At 59.7% G+C, this 14555-nt stretch carries 8 protein-coding genes; 7 read left to right on the forward strand and 1 reads right to left on the reverse strand.

Annotation, left to right across the window (positions count from 1 at the left end; all coding sequences use genetic code 11):
* From ONB25_14115 to ONB25_14145, 7 genes are all read left to right on the forward strand, one after another.
* On the forward strand, positions 1 to 2178 hold a 2178-nt coding region (locus ONB25_14115; protein ID MDZ7394019.1), incomplete at its 5' end, for a carbohydrate binding family 9 domain-containing protein.
* Positions 2179 to 2224: 46 nt separating this feature from the next.
* Positions 2225 to 2785 carry a hypothetical protein gene (locus ONB25_14120; GenBank protein ID MDZ7394020.1) on the forward strand — a complete coding sequence of 187 codons (561 nt, stop codon included), beginning with the start codon at positions 2225 to 2227 and terminating at the stop codon, positions 2783 to 2785.
* Between the two features lie 49 nt (positions 2786 to 2834).
* The gene (locus ONB25_14125; GenBank protein ID MDZ7394021.1) at positions 2835 to 5774 is read left to right on the forward strand and encodes a M1 family aminopeptidase; all 2940 of its coding nucleotides are present in this window, start codon (positions 2835 to 2837) and stop codon (positions 5772 to 5774) included.
* Between the two features lie 677 nt (positions 5775 to 6451).
* Positions 6452 to 8437 (forward strand): DUF3857 domain-containing protein, encoded by a 1986-nt coding sequence (locus tag ONB25_14130; protein ID MDZ7394022.1) that lies wholly within the window; start codon positions 6452 to 6454, stop codon positions 8435 to 8437.
* Positions 8438 to 8462: 25 nt separating this feature from the next.
* A complete protein-coding gene (locus tag ONB25_14135; protein ID MDZ7394023.1) occupies positions 8463 to 10409 on the forward strand; it encodes a DUF3857 and transglutaminase domain-containing protein in 1947 nt (648 codons plus the stop codon).
* 23 nt (positions 10410 to 10432) lie between these two features.
* Entirely contained in the window at positions 10433 to 11947 is a 1515-nt protein-coding gene (locus ONB25_14140) for an insulinase family protein (GenBank protein MDZ7394024.1), read from the forward strand.
* A 38-nt stretch (positions 11948 to 11985) separates the two neighbouring features.
* Positions 11986 to 14100: an insulinase family protein gene (locus tag ONB25_14145; protein ID MDZ7394025.1), complete on the forward strand. Its 2115-nt coding sequence runs from the start codon at positions 11986 to 11988 to the stop codon at positions 14098 to 14100.
* Between the two features lie 236 nt (positions 14101 to 14336).
* On the opposite strand, the gene ONB25_14150 is transcribed toward ONB25_14145, so the two are convergent.
* Positions 14337 to 14555: hypothetical protein (locus ONB25_14150; protein ID MDZ7394026.1), on the reverse strand; the 219-nt coding region annotated here is incomplete at its 5' end.

A 14555-nucleotide genomic window follows, 5' to 3' on the forward strand; every position in this document is an offset into this window, starting at 1 on the left:
GCTGAGGGCAAGGGAGCCAATCGCGCTGCGGAACAGCACCGTGTCATCGATGCAGTAAGGACGCCCGTGCGCCCCCAGATTGACGGATCCCTCGAAGACTCAGTCTGGCAGGCGCTTCCCTTCCAAGGCGAGTTTGTCCAGCGCGAGCCCGCGGAGGGCGCACCGGCCAGCGAGCCCACTCAGGTGGGGATCCTTTATGACGAGGAAAACCTCTATCTGGGCGTCAAGTGCTACGACAGCGAGCCCCACCGTGTGGTGGCGAGAGAGATGCTCCGGGACACCCAATTGGATGATGATGACAACTTTGAGATTGTGATTGACTCCTACCGGGATCGGCGGAGTGGCTTCTACTTTGTCGTCAATCCACACGGCGCGAAGCGTGATGCGGTATTCAGCAACGAGGGGCGAAACTTCAACCCCGCGTGGGACGGGATATGGCGTTGCCGGGCGCAGGTGAACCGCCTCGGCTGGTTTGCCGAGATCGCCATACCGTGGAAGACCTTGCGGTTTGCCAGGCAGGACACCCAAGTCTGGGGCATCAATTTCGCCCGTACGATTCGACGCAAGAACGAATACGTCTATTGGCAGCTGGTCCCTCGCGATGTGGGGTGGGCAGGACTTTTTCGACTGTCCCACGCGGGGACTCTGCGCGGTCTGGCAGGACTGCAGGGCGGAGGAGCGGTGGACCTGAAACCGTACGTGGCAGGCGGATTACAACGGGATGCCCAGACTGGTTTTTCTACCCTACGGAGGCAGGCGCTGGGACTGGACGCGAAGGTGCTCCTCTCGCCCAACCTGGTCGTGGACCTCACTATGAACCCTGACTTTGCGCAAGTGGAGGCAGACCGGGAGCAAGTCAACCTCACACGCTTTTCGCTGTACTTCCCGGAGAAGCGCGACTTCTTTCTTGAGGGGGGTGATGTCTTCTCCTTTGGCAGTGGGCGAGGGCGAGGCGGCGGGAACGTGGAGCTCTTTTATAGCCGGCGCATTGGACTGGTGCAGGGGACGGCAATTCCCATTCTGGGTGGCGCAAAGGTGGTGGGGAAGGTGGGTGACTACCAGGTGGGTGCTTTGAACGTGCTCACGGAGCGGACGCGCCTGAGTGATGGACAGGTAGTTCCCCCCACCAACTTTGCAGTGTTGCGCCTGCGTCGCGACCTGATGAGCAGAGCTTCACTGGGGGTTTTGATGACCTCCATGCAGGAGTTTGGCCAGGCCGCATATGGGCACGCCTTTGGCGTCGACGGCATCTTTCCGCTGAATGACCATCTCACAGTAAGCGGATGGCTGGCCGGGGAGCTTGGCTCCGACGCTGAGGGCCCCTGGCACAAGGCGCTCTCCAGGAGAACCGCCTCGGAAGTGAACGTGCGCTACGCCAGCGACCTGTGGTCCTTTGGCGGCGGCTTGCAAGATGTGGGTGGTGCCTTTGACCCCGCGATGGGCTTCGTGCGGCGCCGTGACTTCCGCCGGGCCCAGCTCCATGCCGAATACTCTCCGCGCCCCGCCAACGCCTCGTTGGTGCGCCAATTCAGTTACGAGGTGAACGCAGATTGGCGGACCGACCATACAGGCCTACTCCTGGATAGCGGCCTCGGGGCCTCTTTCGGCGTCCGGTTCCAAAACAGTGCCCGCCTCAACCTGGGACTGGAACGAGAATACGAATGGTTGCCTGAAGACTGGGAAGTCCGCCCTGGGTTCCTGGTCCCGAGAGGAGCTTATAGCGGGTACGACGCGTACGTAGAGGCCAACTCCGACCGCGGGCGCGGCCTGTCTGGGTCGGTCGACGTGCATGTCGGCGACTACTACACAGGGCGCAGCCTGCAGGTGGGTACTGGCGCCGAGCTCACCAGCATTGCCCGCGTCAAAGTGATGCTCAACTACAACCATAACCTCATCTCCATGGCAGAGAAGCAGTTCCGCACCAACACAGTTGGAATGCGCCTGTTCTATTTCTTTTCCACAGAACTCTATTGCAAAGCCTACGTTCAATGGAATGATGACCGTCTCAGTTATGAAGGTCGGCAGAGGCTGCTAAGTAACTTCTTGGTACGATGGATATACAGCTCTGGAAGCGATCTCTACGTGGTGGTAAATGATGGACGTTTGATAGGACCAGACGGACACGAGATCACCAACCGCGCTGTGCTGCTAAAGGTGACGCGGTTCCTGCGCACCTGAAGCACCTGGTCCCTTAGAGCGTGGTGCAAGCGTGTGGAATCGATGTATGGACAGGCAAAGGGAGTTGTCACTTTCGGCCCTACGCCGTTTCTTCGACAAATGGCTGTACTGCACCTTTGTCGACTTGGGGCTGCGTGGCGACGGGGTGCGCGAGTATCTGACCGATTTGCTGACCAGGTTCGCCCGCACTGAGAACCTCTATCGCATAAAAGCCTGGGGCGGCAAAGAGGTTCTCACCGTGGTGGAGATGCTTTTGGAGGCCGAGGCTCGGGCCCACCCGGAGAGTCCTCAGTTTAACCCAAACGACGAGCGTGAAATCCGCCGCCACGTGGGCGACTATACCATGTTCATGACCGGCATCTTCCGTGAGTATGTCACCAATATCGGAGTCCTGGACCTTTACATGAAGCAGGGAGAGCTCGCCTATCTGGAGGTGAGTGAGCTGGACGAGATTGCCGAGCGACAAACCGCCCCGCTGTTCCGGCGCCTGTTCCGGGAATTCGAGCGCCTCTCCGGCGCCCTGGATTACATGAAAAAGGTCTACTTCAGGCCGGACATCCAGCCGGGCGAGTTCAGGAGCTTGATCGACCACCTCAGCCGGTGGTAGACTGGGGGGACGCCGAAACACAAAGGCAAGGGGAGAAAGGAGGCTGGCCATGCGCCGTACGTTTGGGTGGGTATCAATCGCTCTGTGGGTTGCCGTCTCTCCGTGGTTCCCACGTGCCTATGCCCAGCGGCCGTATGACGTCACCTACTACCAGCTCAACATCCGAATTGACCCTTCGACTGAAACGATACAGGGTGTCGCCACCGTGGGCTTTGTGAGCCGAGACTCCGCGCTCACGGCCATCCAACTCGACCTGTCGGGGGCGCTGACGGTGAGCGCAGTTGGCGGCAGTGCCACCGGTTTCGCCCATGAAGGCGATCGCCTCACCGTCCAACTTCAGCGGGCGATGGAGCCGGGCGAAGAGGGTCGCGTGAACATCTCCTATGGCGGCCGGCCACGCAATGTCGGCGGACTGGGCATGGTCTTCGCTCGGGCTGCCAATGCCCCCAGCGTGCACACCATCAGCTGCCCGTACCATGCGTACCTGTGGATGCCCTGCAACGACTACCCCGGCGACAAAGCGGACAGCGTGAGGCTAGTGGTCACCGTTCCCGCGTCCATGGTAGTGGCCTCCAACGGCAGACTCTTGAGACAAGAAGTCCACAGTGACGGCACCACCACCTACACCTGGCTGGAATCCCACCCCATTGCCACCTACCTCATCTGTATCACCGCTGGGCGCTACACGACCATCACCGATTCCTATACCAGCATTGACGGTACCGCGGTGCCTTTGCAGTATTTCGTCTACCCAGGGGATGCCTCGAAGGCGCAAGAGGACTTTTCCGTAATCCCGCGCGCGATGATGGCATTCGAACGGTGGTTTGGGCCCTACCCCTTTGCGGACGAAAAGTACGGAATGGCCGAATGCCAGATGATCTTTGGCGGGATGGAACATCAGACCATGACCACTATTCATCCCGCCTACATCACTGGCACCCACGCCAATGACGACGTTTTCGTGCACGAGTTGGCACACATGTGGTGGGGCGACTGCGTCACCGTGGAGAATTGGCATCATTGCTGGTTGAACGAAGGTTTTGCTTCCTATGCCGAAGCGTTGTACACCGAGTACTACTTCGGCCGAGAAGCCTACCACCAGTATATGAACGGGGATTTGAATGCCCTGGCCTACAAAGACCCGGTCTACCGTTACGACTTGACCAACGCCATGGGGATTTTCGACCTGGTTGTGTATCGGAAGGGGGCCTGGATTCTCCACATGCTCCGGGGCATGGTGGGTGATTCGCTTTTTAAGGAGATACTGGGCCTTTACCGTGCGCGCCACGCCTATGGCAACGCAACCACTGAGGACTTTCGCCAGGTGTGCGAAGATGTGAGCGGAAGGGATCTCGGTTGGTTCTTCCAGGAGTGGGTGTACGAACCCTGGCACCCTGAGTACCATTACGGCTACAAAGTCGAGGACCGGGGCGAGGGCCACTCCGCCCGCTACCGGGTGAGGCTGTTCGTTGACCAGGAACAAGAGGTCGGCCCGTTGTTCCACATGCCTCTGCACATGGAGGTGCGCCACAAGGGAGGCTCCGCCTACGAGTATCACCTGATCCCGCAGATCGAAGAGAGGAACCTCAGACTCTGCTGGGACACCGAGGTGCGGCCGGACACGATCCTCATTGACCCGGATGGTTGGGTGCTGAAGGAGGTGAGGTGCACCACCACACCCCTGCTGCGCCTAAAGGGTGCTTCCGTCGTGCACGACTCGGGCAACAACAACGGCCGCGCGGAGGCAGGCGAGGTTGTGGAGATGGTCGTGAGGATAGTGAACAGAGGCGTAGACGCCGACGATGTGCGGGTCACCCTCCTCTGTGCAGACCCCGCTATCACTGTATCCGCTGATACGGCAGCCATCGACTCCCTTTGGCACAGGGAAGAGGCAGAGGTGGGGCCCTTCGTGTTCACGGTCAGCGACACAGCCACTGCGCGCCGTGTGCCATTTGTGGTGCGAGCATGGAGCGCCGATGGCCATGTGGCGCACGATACTCTGCATGTAGGCGTGGGCCAGGCCCCGATTCTTCTCCTCGATGATGATGGCGGGGCAGCGTACGAGGGCTACTACCAGCGCGCACTTGCCGAGCTTGGTCTTTACATTGACTATTGGGACGCGGCCAAGGACGGTCCTCCAGGGCCACAGCTGTTGGGCACCTATAGAACTGTGCTCTGGTTTACCGGTGATGACGACACAACTTCCCTCACCGCCCACGAACAAGGGCTTGTGGCCGAATATCTGGACAACGGCGGGCACCTCATTCTCACTGGCCAGAACATCTCCTCGGACCTTTTTGGCCGGGGCAGTGCCGCAGACTCGGCCTTCTGCGCGCGGTACTTAAAGTGCACGCTTGTCAAGCCGGGCACATCGGATTATACGATGATGGGTGTGGCAGGAGACCCGGTGGCCGGAGGCATGGTCCTCTCGCTGCGCGGTCAATACGGCGCAGGTAATCAAACCGCTCCCGACGTGGTAGCCCCGCTGAGCCCCGCGGTAATGATGCTGAAGTACCTTCCTGGACAGGGGGCGGCAGCGGTGCGCTGGCACGACCCAGCAACCGGGGCCAAGCTCATTTACCTCGCCTTTGGCTTCGAAGGGATCGGGGGGCCGTCCAGGAGCACCGCCACGCAGTTTCTTCAGAAAATGCTCGCCTGGTTTGCGCTCCCAGCAGCGGTGGAGGGCCAGGAGCGCTTTACAGGCGTGCCCGTGAAGTTTAGGGTGCTGCCTCCTTTCCCCAACCCCTGCAACGAGTCCACTGCCTTTTTGGTGGAGTTGCCTGAGAGGGCTCGCCTGCGCGTCATGGTCGTGAATGCTGCGGGCAGGCTGGTCCGAGTGCTAGTGGACGAGGTACGTGAGGCAGGACGGTATCGCGAGACATGGGACGGCCGCGACTTGCTGGGCACGCCGGTATCCAGCGGCGTCTACATAGTGCGCGCAGAGGCGAATTCCCTGCGCGATAGCACAAAGCTGCTCGTGCTCCGGTGAACGCCGTGCCGCGGGTAAGGAGCGGCGCGTTTTAGGTGAGACACAAGCCTCTGCGCCGGACGCCGGGGAGTGCAGTCCTTAGGGAGCCGACCCACCCTTGCAGAAGGGGTCTGCCCGGGCGCTCTGCATTCGATGGGGCCTTTGCCATCGCGGTGGGGAAAGGGAAGGGGAGAACCCGCCTGCTGATGCTTTGCTCCAAGATGCCGGAACACCTGAAAGGGCGATGATTCCTCTCGCGGGCGGCAAAGGACGTGCCTGACTCTCGATGACTATCTTACTCCGCGGAACGCAAGTAGCAAGGGACGGGCCCTTCGTCGTGAGCTCAGGCGTATGCCGCTTCCCATCCAGTGTTGGCGACGATCCTCGCACGCGGGGACGTGCTCCCGTCGGGGCTGTTTCTCAGCCTGCAGGGGTTTTGCCGCCTAATGGGCGGCATTCGAGCACCTTTGGCCGCTGGGGTGGCGAAAAATACAGGCCTTGGTCAATTGCCTGACGCGGAACATCTCTTGAGTTTGTCCGTATGAAGGCATCGTAGACTCCTCCTTCCATAGTGAACGCGCGAGAATAAGAAGGCAGGAAGAGGGGTATAGTGAAGGGCGCCAGGCTCGAGGGCTGCTGTTACCTCCGCCTCTTGGGACCCAATCGCGGGCGGGATAGAGCACTGCACGGAGGCACTCATGAGCAGATTGATGCGCGGTGTGCATAGGGCATGCGTCGGTATAGTACTTGCGCTGGTCACAGGCTGGTACTCGGCACGCGCTCAACAGATTGCTCCTCCCGAGGTGATGGACAAGCTCGCCAGGGCTGGAGGGGTCCAACAGCATCCAGAGGCAAACTCGGTTCTGGTAGAGATGAAGACGGAATACGTTTACCAGGCGGACGGCACCTACGTCTCCAAGGTCTATGGCCTACGGAAGATTCTTAGCGACCAAGGAAAAAGGCAGCAGGGCCAGCAGCGCTTCCAATACTACCGCAAGTACGACCGCATCCATGTGAACCTGGCGCGAGTGGTGAAGCCTAATGGCACGGTTGTTCAAGTTCCTGAGGAGAACATCAAAGACCAGACCATCCCGGAAGTGGCGGCTATGAACATCTACGAGCCGGACATGAGGCAGGTGGTCATCACTTTCCCCGGTCTGGAAGTCGGCGACGCGATCGAATACGCCGTTGTGGACAGCTGCCACCGGGCAGTCATCCCGGGCGAGTTCGACTGTATGTACTTTTTCCAGGAAACGGACCCAGTGATGTACGATGAGCTGGTGGTCACCGGTCCATCTTCGGTTCCTTTGCGCTACAAGATTCAGAACGACCCTCATGGTAGCGTGCACGTGGAACGCACTGAGCGTGAGGGCCTGATCACTTACCGCTGGTGGGCGACCAACCAGCCGCGCCTCGTGGCCGAGCCTGCTATGCCGCCGCTTATCAACATCGTTCCGGGCGTCTGGGCTTCTACTATCGACACGTGGCAAGAGATTTCGCGCTGGGGCTACCAGCTCAACGAGCAGTACATCGACATGAACGAGCCGCTCCGCGCGGAGACTCACCGCCTGGTGCAGGGGTGCACTACCAGGCAGGATACGCTACTGGCGCTCTATCATTTCGTGGCCCAGAAGGTGCGCTACATGGGCGTAGGATTGGGCAAGAAGACCGGATACGACCCCAAACCCGCGACCAAGACGTACGAAACCAAGTACGGCGTCTGTCGTGACGTGGCGGTGCTTCTCACCGCGATGCTCCGCGAGGTGCGCATCCCGGCTCATGTCGTGTACACCTCCGCAGGCTACGAGCAGTACCCAGACATCCCCAATCTATTCTGGAGCCACGGCATTGTCGCGGTGCCGGAGCATGGTGGCTATACTTACGTCGATCCCACGGTGGAGAACGGCATGGACCTCCTCATGTCGGTCGAGGCGGAGCAGGTGACCTTGGTGCTGACGGCGGCTGGCGATAGCTTGGCGCGAACCCCGTACAGTCCGCCTGAGGACAATGCCGGTCGCTTCACGGCAAAGACGGAACTGGCCGAGGACGGCACCATGCGCGGTCGCCTCCATATCGAGGGCAAGGGTATCTATGACTTGGCACTACGGCAAGTGGTGAAGGCTCTCCCGCCTGCCCGCCTGAAGAACGTGTTTCAGGAGTTGGCCTCTACCGAGCTCCCCGGAGTGGTGGTGGAGGAAGTGACCTTCGGCGACCCCGAGGACCTTTATCGCCCGTTGAGCCTCGAGATAGTCGTTCGAGCCGAGCAATTCGCTTTGCAAGCCGGCCGCTATCTCTTGGTCAAGAACTTGCTGGCAGGAGGGGCGTTTGATCTTCTCACCCGGCAGTTCATGAGTCAAGCCAACCTGCCGCAGCGCACCTACCCGCTTAACCTTCAGACTACATTGGCATCGGTATGCGAAGAGACGTTGACGGTACCAAAGGGTTTCCGCATCAAAGCTCTTCCACAGGAGGTGACAGTCGAGGAACCGGCAGTGAGCTTTCGCGTGCGGTATGCATCAGGTGCCGGGCGTGAAGAGGATGGGGAAGTGAGCGTGCAATGCACGAGCTCCCTAGCCATGCGACGCAAGGTCTACTCGCCGGAAGAGTATTTGCAACTGAAGCGTGTGATGAGAATTGCACAACGTGCTGCCAGGGGAGAAATTGTCCTCGAGCGCAGTCACTGAGAGCCTTAGCGAAAGGGCATGACTCATGGGTAGACCATTCGAGCACCTCATACGCGCTGCGCTGCTGGGCTTGTGTGCTGCGACGACGCTCACAGCGCAAACCGAATTCAGCGACGAAGACATTCGCAAGATGGTGCGTGAGTCGCCGCGCTTCTCAGATTTTCCGGAGGCGGGCGCGGTGATTCTGTTGGATCAGGTGGTCCACGAAATCAATCCGGACGGCAGCGCCACTACCAGCGAACATTTTCTGGTCAAAATCCTGCGCGACAGGGGCAAGACCAAATTTGCCGACCTCAAGCGCACCTACAACCTGCGCACCGACAGTATGACGGTGCTTCTTGCTCAGACGCGCAAGCGCTTCGGGGCCCCGATACCCGTGGAGAAGGATGCCATCAACGACATTACGCCACCGGAGCTGGCCGATGCCGCCGTATATGCCAATTTTCACCAGAAGGTCATCTCCTACCCTGAGGTGGTACCTAACGTGTGTTTGGAGCTAAAGCGGCGCACTTTCCACAGGCCCGGCGAGGTGGGGAGGCGCTACTTCTGGGGTCTAACCACGCTGCAGACCGACGAGCCGGTTATGCTCAAAGAGTACACAGTGGTGGTGCCAAAGGGCGTCGCTTTTTCATACCGCACCATTGGTCAAGAGCTCATGCCCACGGTCGCAGCGCGAGGCGAGAAGGTGGCCTATACCTGGCGAGTGGAGAATGTGTCGCAGCTGATCCCGGAGCCCTTCATGCCGCCAGAGCTGGAGCCTCGGCTTCTTTACACTTCGTGTCCTTCATGGGAGGCGCTGGGGAGATGGCTGGGCGAGCAGTTCGAGGACAAGGTGCAACCTACCCCTGCGGTTCAGGCGAAGGCAGCGGATCTGACCACAGGAGTGCAGGGTGAGGAGGAGAAGGTGCGGGCCGTGTACCTCTGGCTGGTGCGGCAGGTGCGCAACGTGGAGTTGCCGCTGGGGGTCATGGGTTACGCCCCGCATCAGGCAGAGCGCGTGCTGGAGAATATGTACGGAGACTGGCGCGACAAGGCAGCGTTGCTGACTGCCTTGCTGAAAAGCGTTGGTGTGCAGGCAGAGGTGGCCTTGCTCAAGAGGAACGGCGCGCCAGTGGTTGAGGAGCTCCCCACGCCGGAGCAGTTCGACGCCGTTTACGTGCGCGTGCGGCTGCACGGAGGCAAGGTGCTATGGCTTGACCCCTTCGCACAAGACTGTCGCTACGGCTACTTTCCCGGGGGCGACGGAACCCAGGCGCTGGTGCTCACCCAGCAAGGCGGTGAACTTGTCAGAGTGCCGGCATTCGATGCCGAAACAAACAGTTGCCACCTCCGCGGCTCATATTCCTTCGCCAACGACGGCAGCCTCCTTGGGGAGGAACACTTCAGGCTGGGGGGAGTATTCGACAGGCGGCTGAGAACACGCGTCAAAGACCTCACGCCCAAGGAGCTAGAGCAGTTTTTCGCGCGGGCGGCAAGTGGTGTGGGCGAAGGCACCCAGATTGTGAGCCGGACCCTTTCCGACCTCAAAGACCTCAATGGAGAGGCAGCGCTCGACTGGAGCTACCGTGCTCCCGACTTTGCGATTGCAGAAGGGGAGATGATAATCTGCCACTTGCCTCCCATTGCCTTCGAATTCCTGCAAGTCCCGCCATATCGGCCCACGGTCCAAGATCGCCGCAACCCCTTTCATATTGAGCGAGAGTGCCTCTTTGAGAGCGAAAGGCGCTTTCGCCTGCCAGTCGGATACAGGGTGGGTTACCTTCCCGCTCCCCTTATTGTAGAAAACGAGTTCGGCCGATGGTCGGTGGAGTTTCGTACAGATGGACAGGGACAGCCGACTGTGCTGGAAAAGCGCACGGTCACGCTCAAGCGACAAACCATGGGGGTGGAGCAGTACGCGGCGTACAAGAAGGTCTACGACGACTTCATGCACCGCCGTAATACGATCATTCTTATGGAGAAGAGCAGGTGAACACCACACGAGGAGGAGACACCATGCGACTTTCCCGTCTAAGGCGTGCGGCCTTGCTGGCCGGCATAAGCTCTCTGTGTGCGCCCGTATTGATTCATGGTCAGTCGCTAGATGGCATGAAGGGCAAGGTCAAGGAGAGAGTGCTGAGTAACGGCATGAAGGTCATCGTCATGGAACGGCACGATGCTCCGGTAGCCTCTTTTCATGTGTACGCGGACGTAGGCAGCGCCAACGAGTCCTACGGCATTACCGGCATCTCCCACCTCCTGGAACACATGGCCTTCAAAGGAAGCACTACGGTCGGCACTACCGACTATGCCCAGGAATCAGTGGCCCTGGCGCGGCTGGATTCGGTGTATGAGGAGATGCAGCGTGAGGTGCGGCGCCCGCGCCCCGATTCCACCCGTCTTGCGGTGTTGCGCCAGCAGTTTGCCGCCCTGGAGGCCGAAGCCAAACGCTATGTGGTTACCGACGAATTCATCGACCTCTTGCGCAAAGAGGGCGACCGCAGCGTCAATGCCTACACCAGCAATGACGCAACCCAGTACATCAACTCCCTGCCTTCCAACCGCCTGGAGTTCTGGATGGCTATCACTTCTGACCGTTTCTTGAATCCAGTCTTTCGCGAGTTCTACAAGGAGCGCGACGTCGTGATGGAAGAGCGTCGCCTGAGCCTGGAGACCCGCCCGATTGGCAAGCTCACCGAGGACTTTTTGGCCACTGCCTTCAAGGCGCACCCCTACCACCACACGGTGATCGGCCACATGTCTGACCTGCAACGCGTCACGAGAAAGGATGTGGAAAGCTACTTCCGCACTTACTACATCCCCAGCAACATGGTGGTGGCGATCGTTGGAGACGTGCAACCTGAGGAGGTGTTCCGGTTGGCAGAGCTCTATTTTGGGCGCATCCCCAGCGGTCCCAAGCCGGAAGAGCCACGCACTGAGGAGCCGGAGCAGTGGGGCGAGCGGCGCGTGCAAGTGGTGGCGCAGTCGGAACCGATTCTTGTGGTGGGCTACCACCGACCGTCCATCCGTCACGACGATCATTTCCCGCTGGACGCCCTCGCCAACATCGTGGGCGTAGGGCGCTCCAGCCGCCTGTACCAGGAGATGGTGAAGAACCGCAAGATCGCCATCCAGACTGGCTGCTTTAACGGCTTTCCCGGGCAAAAATACCCCAATCTCATCGCCTTCTACGCGGTACCTGCCAAAGATCACACATCTACCGAGTGTCTGCAGGTTCTCGATGAGGAGATTGAGAAGCTGAAACGTGCTCCGGTCACGGACGAGGAGCTGAGCAAGTACAAGCGCATGACCAAAAAAGACTTGCTGGACCAGATGAAATCGAATGCTGGCATGGCAGAGATGTTGGCCAATGCAGAGGTGCTTCTGGGCGACTGGCGGGCTACCTTCGAGCAGCTCAAGCGTGTGGACGCCGTCACTGCTGCCGACGTGCAGCGCGTGGCTAACACCTACCTCACCTCCCGCAACCGCACCATCGGCGAGATCGTGCCAGAAAAAGGGTCAGCGCAATAACAGGACGGATAAGGTTCATTAGCGCAGAGGGACAGACCATGAGAAAGCACAGCCTGTTCGTACGCATTGCAGTAGTAGCGCTCCTGGTGGGCGTCGGAGCAGGGGGGGCGGTAGGGCAAAAAAAACCCAAGGAGCAATTCGTATATCCACCGCTCCGCCAGATCACCTTGCCCCATGTGGAACGCTTCACCTTGAAGAACGGCATGACCGTCTTTTTGGTGGAGGATCATGACTTTCCCACCATCGACCTGCGCGCGATGATTCGCACCGGCGCGGTGTATGAGCCTCCGGAAAAGGTGGGGTTGGCCAGCCTCACTGGGAGGGTGCTGCGTACCGGCGGCTCGACCAGGTTCCCCGGGGACGAGCTGGATAGACTGCTGGAAAAACTTGGTGCCAGTGTGGAGACCAGCATCGCCGAGAGTTTTGGCAATCTCTCTGCTTCTGCCTTCAAGGAGGACAGCGAAACCCTTCTGGCTGTGGTGGCCGATCTTTTCCAGAATCCTCTCTTCCCCGAGGACAAGATCGAACTGGCCAAGATCGAGCAACGCTCGGCGATCGCCAGGCGCAACGATGACGTGCTGCAGATCACCGAGCGGGAGTTTCAGAAGCTCATCTACGGCACCTCAAGCCCCTACGCGCGCCACCCAGAGTACGCCACCATCGATGCCATCACCAGAGACGACATTGTCGCGTTCCACAAGCGCTTCTTTTTCCCGAAAAATGTGCTGTTGGCTGCGTGGGGGGATTTTTCCGCCAAGGAGATGCGCCGGAAGATCGAAAAGGCCTTTGCTGGCTGGAAGCAAGGCGGCCAGCCCGTACCTCCCGTGCCCACAGTGGACTACCAGTACGACTTTTCCGTCAACTATGTGCACAAACCAGATGTCAATCAAGCTAACATCATGCTAGGCCACATCGGTGGAGTGCTAAACAACCCCGACTATCCTGCGCTGGTGGTGATGAATGAAATCCTGAGCATGGAACGGCTGTTCAAGCGGGTGCGGATCGATGAGGGGCTGGCTTATTCGGTGTGGGGCCGGTACGGGGCCGCGTACGACCACCCAGGCGTGTTCAGCTGCGGCTGCCAGACGAAGTCGCAGAGCACGGTGAAGGCTATCCGGCTCATCATGGAGGAAGTACAGAAGTTGCGCACCGCCGAGGTGACCGATGAGGAGTTGGCCCGGGCGAAGGATAGCTTTTTGAACGGCTTTGTCTTTGAGTTTGACTCCAAGGCAAAGATCATCAACCGGCTGCTCACTTACGTCTACTTCGGCTACCCGCCTGATTTCATGGAGTCCATCAGGCAGGGTGTGGAGAGGGTGAGCAAGGCAGACGTGGCGCGGGTGGCAAGCCAGTACCTCCATCCGGACAAGGTGCGCATACTGGTGGTGGGCAAGCAGGAAGACTTTGATGAGCCCCTTTCTGTGCTGGGCAAGGTGAACACCGTCGACATCACCATCCCGGCACCGCCCCAGAAGCTTCCGCCACCCACACCTCTGTCGCTTGAACAGGGCCGTCGCCTCATCGAGCTCGTGAGCGAAGCCTGCGGCAGTCCTGACGTGTTGGAAAAGATTGCCAACCTCCAGGCGGAAGTGGAATTGACGGTTGCCACCCCAGGAGGTGAGATGAGCATGAGCGGGGAGCTCTTGGTAGTCTACCCCGACCGGGTGCGGATGGTACTCACTGCGCCCATGGGCCAGGTGATTATGGTGGTCAAAGGTGAAGAGGGGTGGATCAAGACCCCTCAGGGCGCCAAGCTTATGCCGCAGGCGCAGGTGGAGAGCTACAGAGCAAATCTGGCGCGGGACCTGATTTGGGTTTTGGGCCATTGGCCTGACTACAAGGTCCAATATCTGGGCGAGCGAGACTTTGCTGGCACGCGCGCCATTGATCTGCTGGTCTTGGACGAGCGAGCGCCATTCCACATCATTGCCGATGCAAAGACCCTAAGGCCAGTGGGGACCATCTACCGCGAGGTGGGGGCAGAAGGCCCTGCCGAGCACGAAGAGGAACTTTCGGACTACCGGCAACTCCCCAACTACGCCTGGGTGCCATTCTGCTCGGTCGTGAGAGTAGATGGCAGGAAGCAGTCCGAGACCCGGTTCAAGGAGGTGCGCGTCAACGTGCCTGTGGACCCGGCCTGGTTTGAGAAATAGAGGGCAGGGGCCTCTATCAACCGGGGCGGCCATCGGCGTGCAGTGTCTTCATCCACTGTGAGGTGGGAGAAGTCAGAGGATTCTAAGGAGGGCGGCCTGAGGGCAATGCTTTGAGGGAACTCGTGTGCCCCGTGGTTTTAGAGCGGCAGTGCGTCGAATGAAAGGGGTGAACGCCCGGCCCCCAAGTACAAGGACACCTCCGGGAGGCTTCTCCGCCTCCCGGAGGTGCAGGTCGACTATGGCTTGCGCAACTTCCTAATGCGGATATTGCCGTTGGTGGTTTCGATTTCTATAGGGTCGCCGCCGCCGTTCAAGTCCCCTGTGGCGGTGAGCACGCGGGCGGAGCGGCGTCCCTTGCCTGTGGCAGGTTCCTCATTGATTGTCAAAGGAAAGTCGGAGACAATCTCATATTTTTCCCACGCGCGCTCGGTAATCTTCAGCACCGCATTGACCGT

The organism is candidate division KSB1 bacterium (genome assembly GCA_034506335.1).
Classification (GTDB): Bacteria; Zhuqueibacterota; Zhuqueibacteria; order JANLFK01; family Oleimicrobiaceae; genus Oleimicrobium.

Bases quoted from the DNA above. Each gene is read 5' to 3' on its own strand.
- ONB25_14120 (MDZ7394020.1), top strand. From the start codon at position 2,225: ATGGACAGGCAAAGGGAGTTGTCACTTTCGGCCCTACGCCGTTTCTTC.
- ONB25_14125 (MDZ7394021.1), top strand. From the start codon at position 2,835: ATGCGCCGTACGTTTGGGTGGGTATCAATCGCTCTGTGGGTTGCCGTC.
- ONB25_14130 (MDZ7394022.1), top strand. From the start codon at position 6,452: ATGAGCAGATTGATGCGCGGTGTGCATAGGGCATGCGTCGGTATAGTA.
- ONB25_14135 (MDZ7394023.1), top strand. From the start codon at position 8,463: ATGGGTAGACCATTCGAGCACCTCATACGCGCTGCGCTGCTGGGCTTG.
- ONB25_14140 (MDZ7394024.1), top strand. From the start codon at position 10,433: ATGCGACTTTCCCGTCTAAGGCGTGCGGCCTTGCTGGCCGGCATAAGC.
- ONB25_14145 (MDZ7394025.1), top strand. From the start codon at position 11,986: ATGAGAAAGCACAGCCTGTTCGTACGCATTGCAGTAGTAGCGCTCCTG.